Raw genomic sequence first — 5,259 nt, 5'->3', positions numbered from 1 at the left:
AACACAGTGGACGCGAGCAACTGAGGACAAGCCCTCGGCCTATTAGTACCGGTCACCTCCACACCTCACGGTGCTTCCAGATCCGGCCTATCAACCCAGTCGTCTACTGGGAGCCTTAACCCCTCAAAGGGGGTGGGAATACTCATCTCGAAGCAGGCTTCCCGCTTAGATGCTTTCAGCGGTTATCCCTCCCGAACGTAGCCAACCAGCCATGCCCTTGGCAGGACAACTGGCACACCAGAGGTTCGTCCGTCCCGGTCCTCTCGTACTAGGGACAGCCCTTCTCAATATTCCTACGCGCACAGCGGATAGGGACCGAACTGTCTCACGACGTTCTAAACCCAGCTCGCGTACCGCTTTAATGGGCGAACAGCCCAACCCTTGGGACCGACTCCAGCCCCAGGATGCGACGAGCCGACATCGAGGTGCCAAACCATCCCGTCGATATGGACTCTTGGGGAAGATCAGCCTGTTATCCCCGGGGTACCTTTTATCCGTTGAGCGACGGCGCTTCCACAAGCCACCGCCGGATCACTAGTCCCGACTTTCGTCCCTGCTCGACCCGTCGGTCTCACAGTCAAGCTCCCTTGTGCACTTACACTCAACACCTGATTACCAACCAGGCTGAGGGAACCTTTGGGCGCCTCCGTTACTCTTTAGGAGGCAACCGCCCCAGTTAAACTACCCATCAGACACTGTCCCTGATCCGGATCACGGACCGAGGTTAGACATCCAGCACGACCAGAGTGGTATTTCAACAACGACTCCCCCTGAACTGGCGTCCAAGGTTCACAGTCTCCCACCTATCCTACACAAGCCGAACCGAACACCAATATCAAACTGTAGTAAAGGTCCCGGGGTCTTTCCGTCCTGCTGCGCGAAACGAGCATCTTTACTCGTAGTGCAATTTCACCGGGCCTATGGTTGAGACAGTCGAGAAGTCGTTACGCCATTCGTGCAGGTCGGAACTTACCCGACAAGGAATTTCGCTACCTTAGGATGGTTATAGTTACCACCGCCGTTTACTGGCGCTTAAGTTCTCAGCTTCGCCCCACCGAAATGGAGCTAACCGGTCCCCTTAACGTTCCAGCACCGGGCAGGCGTCAGTCCGTATACATCGCCTTACGGCTTCGCACGGACCTGTGTTTTTAGTAAACAGTCGCTTCTCGCTGGTCTCTGCGGCCACACCCAGCTCAGAGTGCAAGACTCATCACCAGACGTGGCCCCCCTTCTCCCGAAGTTACGGGGGCATTTTGCCGAGTTCCTTAACCATAGTTCACCCGAACGCCTCGGTATTCTCTACCTGACCACCTGAGTCGGTTTAGGGTACGGGCCGCCATGAAACTCGCTAGAGGCTTTTCTCGACAGCATAGGATCATCCACTTCACCACAATCGGCTCGGCATCAGGTCTCAGCCTCAATGTGTGACGGATTTGCCTATCACACGGCCTACACCCTTACCCCGGGACAACCACCGCCCGGGCTGGACTACCTTCCTGCGTCACCCCATCACTTACCTACTACAAGTCTGGTCCGTCGGCTCCACCACTCCCCCTCACTCCGAAGAGATCAAGGGCGGCTTCACGGACTTAGCATCGCCTGATTCGATATTTGGCGCTTCAAAGCGGGTACCGGAATATCAACCGGTTGTCCATCGACTACGCCTGTCGGCCTCGCCTTAGGTCCCGACTTACCCTGGGCAGATCAGCTTGACCCAGGAACCCTTAGTCAATCGGCGCACACGTTTCCCACGTGTGTATCGCTACTCATGCCTGCATTCTCACTCGTGAACCGTCCACCACTGCCTTCCGGCGCGGCTTCACCCGGCACACGACGCTCCCCTACCCATCACAGTCCCCGTTGGGGGTATGTACTGCAATGACACGACTTCGGCGGTACGCTTGAGCCCCGCTACATTGTCGGCGCGGAATCACTTGACCAGTGAGCTATTACGCACTCTTTCAAGGGTGGCTGCTTCTAAGCCAACCTCCTGGTTGTCTCTGCGACTCCACATCCTTTCCCACTTAGCGTACGCTTAGGGGCCTTAGTCGATGCTCTGGGCTGTTTCCCTCTCGACCATGGAGCTTATCCCCCACAGTCTCACTGCCGCGCTCTCACTTACCGGCATTCGGAGTTTGGCTAAGGTCAGTAACCCGGTAGGGCCCATCGCCTATCCAGTGCTCTACCTCCGGCAAGAAACACACGACGCTGCACCTAAATGCATTTCGGGGAGAACCAGCTATCACGGAGTTTGATTGGCCTTTCACCCCTAACCACAGGTCATCCCCCAGGTTTTCAACCCTGGTGGGTTCGGTCCTCCACGACCTCTTACAGCCGCTTCAACCTGCCCATGGCTAGATCACTCCGCTTCGGGTCTTGAGCATGCTACTGAAACGCCCTATTCGGACTCGCTTTCGCTACGGCTTCCCCACACGGGTTAACCTCGCAACACACCGCAAACTCGCAGGCTCATTCTTCAAAAGGCACGCAGTCACGACATACAAGGACAAGCCCTGCATGCGACGCTCCCACGGCTTGTAGGCACACGGTTTCAGGTACTATTTCACTCCGCTCCCGCGGTACTTTTCACCATTCCCTCACGGTACTATCCGCTATCGGTCACCAGGGAATATTTAGGCTTAACGGGTGGTCCCGCCAGATTCACACGGGATTTCTCGGGCCCCGTGCTACTTGGGTGTCTCTCAAACAAGCCGTCCAGATTTCAGCTACGGGGGTCTTACCCTCTACGCCGGACCTTTCGCATGTCCTTCGCCTACCTGAACGGTTTCTGACTTGTCTCACAGCCGGCAGACTGTGAAAGAGAGATCCCACAACCCCGCATGCGCAACCCCTGCCGGGTATCACACACATACGGTTTGGCCTCATCCGGTTTCGCTCGCCACTACTCCCGGAATCACGGTTGTTTTCTCTTCCTGAGGGTACTGAGATGTTTCACTTCCCCTCGTTCCCTCCACACTGCCTATGTGTTCAGCAGCGGGTGACAGCCCATGACGACTGCCGGGTTTCCCCATTCGGAAACCCCCGGATCAAAGCCTGGTTGACGGCTCCCCGGGGACTATCGTGGCCTCCCACGTCCTTCATCGGTTCCTGGTGCCAAGGCATCCACCGTGCGCCCTTAAAAACTTGGCCACAGATGCTCGCGTCCACTGTGCAGTTCTCAAACAACGACCAACCACCCACCACCCCACCCCTAAAGGGCGAGTTCACTGGGGCCGGCATCCCGAAGACAACAAACCAGAACTGGTCCGTGCCCTCAGACACCCAACAGCGTGCCCGACAGACCCACCGACCAACCACGTTCCACGCCGCTCCCGAAGAAGCGACAGTACTGATGACCGACCTGTGAACCTGCCGAATAGTCAACGTTCCACCCATGAGCAACCAGCACCGAACATTCGCCGGTGTACTGGCCCCTTGACCAAACCCGAAGGCCTGGTAAGAAGTGCTCCTTAGAAAGGAGGTGATCCAGCCGCACCTTCCGGTACGGCTACCTTGTTACGACTTCGTCCCAATCGCCAGTCCCACCTTCGACAGCTCCCTCCCACAAGGGGTTGGGCCACCGGCTTCGGGTGTTACCGACTTTCGTGACGTGACGGGCGGTGTGTACAAGGCCCGGGAACGTATTCACCGCAGCAATGCTGATCTGCGATTACTAGCAACTCCGACTTCATGGGGTCGAGTTGCAGACCCCAATCCGAACTGAGACCGGCTTTTTGAGATTCGCTCCGCCTCGCGGCATCGCAGCTCTTTGTACCGGCCATTGTAGCACGTGTGCAGCCCAAGACATAAGGGGCATGATGACTTGACGTCGTCCCCACCTTCCTCCGAGTTGACCCCGGCAGTCTCCTGTGAGTCCCCAACACCCCGAAGGGCTTGCTGGCAACACAGAACAAGGGTTGCGCTCGTTGCGGGACTTAACCCAACATCTCACGACACGAGCTGACGACAGCCATGCACCACCTGTACACCGACCACAAGGGGGCGACCATCTCTGGCCGTTTCCGGTGTATGTCAAGCCTTGGTAAGGTTCTTCGCGTTGCGTCGAATTAAGCCACATGCTCCGCTGCTTGTGCGGGCCCCCGTCAATTCCTTTGAGTTTTAGCCTTGCGGCCGTACTCCCCAGGCGGGGAACTTAATGCGTTAGCTGCGGCACCGACGACGTGGAATGTCGCCAACACCTAGTTCCCAACGTTTACGGCGTGGACTACCAGGGTATCTAATCCTGTTCGCTCCCCACGCTTTCGCTCCTCAGCGTCAGTAATGGCCCAGAGATCCGCCTTCGCCACCGGTGTTCCTCCTGATATCTGCGCATTTCACCGCTACACCAGGAATTCCGATCTCCCCTACCACACTCTAGCCTGCCCGTATCGACTGCAGACCCGGGGTTAAGCCCCGGGCTTTCACAACCGACGTGACAAGCCGCCTACGAGCTCTTTACGCCCAATAATTCCGGACAACGCTTGCGCCCTACGTATTACCGCGGCTGCTGGCACGTAGTTAGCCGGCGCTTCTTCTGCAGGTACCGTCACTTGCGCTTCTTCCCTGCTGAAAGAGGTTTACAACCCGAAGGCCGTCATCCCTCACGCGGCGTCGCTGCATCAGGCTTTCGCCCATTGTGCAATATTCCCCACTGCTGCCTCCCGTAGGAGTCTGGGCCGTGTCTCAGTCCCAGTGTGGCCGGTCGCCCTCTCAGGCCGGCTACCCGTCGTCGCCTTGGTAGGCCATCACCCCACCAACAAGCTGATAGGCCGCGGGCTCATCCTGCACCGCCGGAGCTTTCAACCCAAGGGCATGCGCCCCCGGGTATCATCCGGTATTAGACCCCGTTTCCAGGGCTTGTCCCAGAGTGCAGGGCAGATTGCCCACGTGTTACTCACCCGTTCGCCACTAATCCCCCACCGAAGCGGGTTCATCGTTCGACTTGCATGTGTTAAGCACGCCGCCAGCGTTCGTCCTGAGCCAGGATCAAACTCTCCGTGAATGCTTCCAGGTAATCCTGGCAACACATCACGAGAGCGGAACCATCAGAGGAATAATCCGATGATTCACAGCGTCCTCGCTATATGTGCGCCTCCCCCAAGAAACCTTGAGGAAGGACTTTTCAAAGGAACCTCATCCCCAGAAGGGGACGGGGTATCAACGTATCTGGCGTTGACTTTTGGCACGCTGTTGAGTTCTCAAGGAACGGACGCTTCCTTCAGGCCCTTTTCACCAGGCCCTCCGGGCTTTCCCTTCGGT

At 57.4% G+C, this 5,259-nt stretch carries 2 rRNA genes; both read right to left on the bottom strand.

Annotation, left to right across the window (positions count from 1 at the left end):
* Positions 1 to 22: 22 nt before the first annotated feature.
* Positions 23 to 3,150: ribosomal RNA gene (locus IE247_RS33740) — 23S ribosomal RNA — on the bottom strand.
* 324 nt (positions 3,151 to 3,474) lie between these two features.
* Positions 3,475 to 5,002: ribosomal RNA gene (locus IE247_RS33735) — 16S ribosomal RNA — on the bottom strand.
* The 16S and 23S rRNA genes sit together here, the layout of an rRNA operon.
* Between the last annotated feature and the right edge of the window lie 257 nt (positions 5,003 to 5,259).

The organism is Streptomyces inusitatus (assembly GCF_014651115.1).
Lineage (GTDB): Bacteria > Actinomycetota > Actinomycetes > Streptomycetales > Streptomycetaceae > Streptomyces > Streptomyces amakusaensis.
The sequence above is the reverse complement of the archived record's forward strand: the minus strand, read 5'-3'. Positions and strand labels throughout refer to the sequence as shown.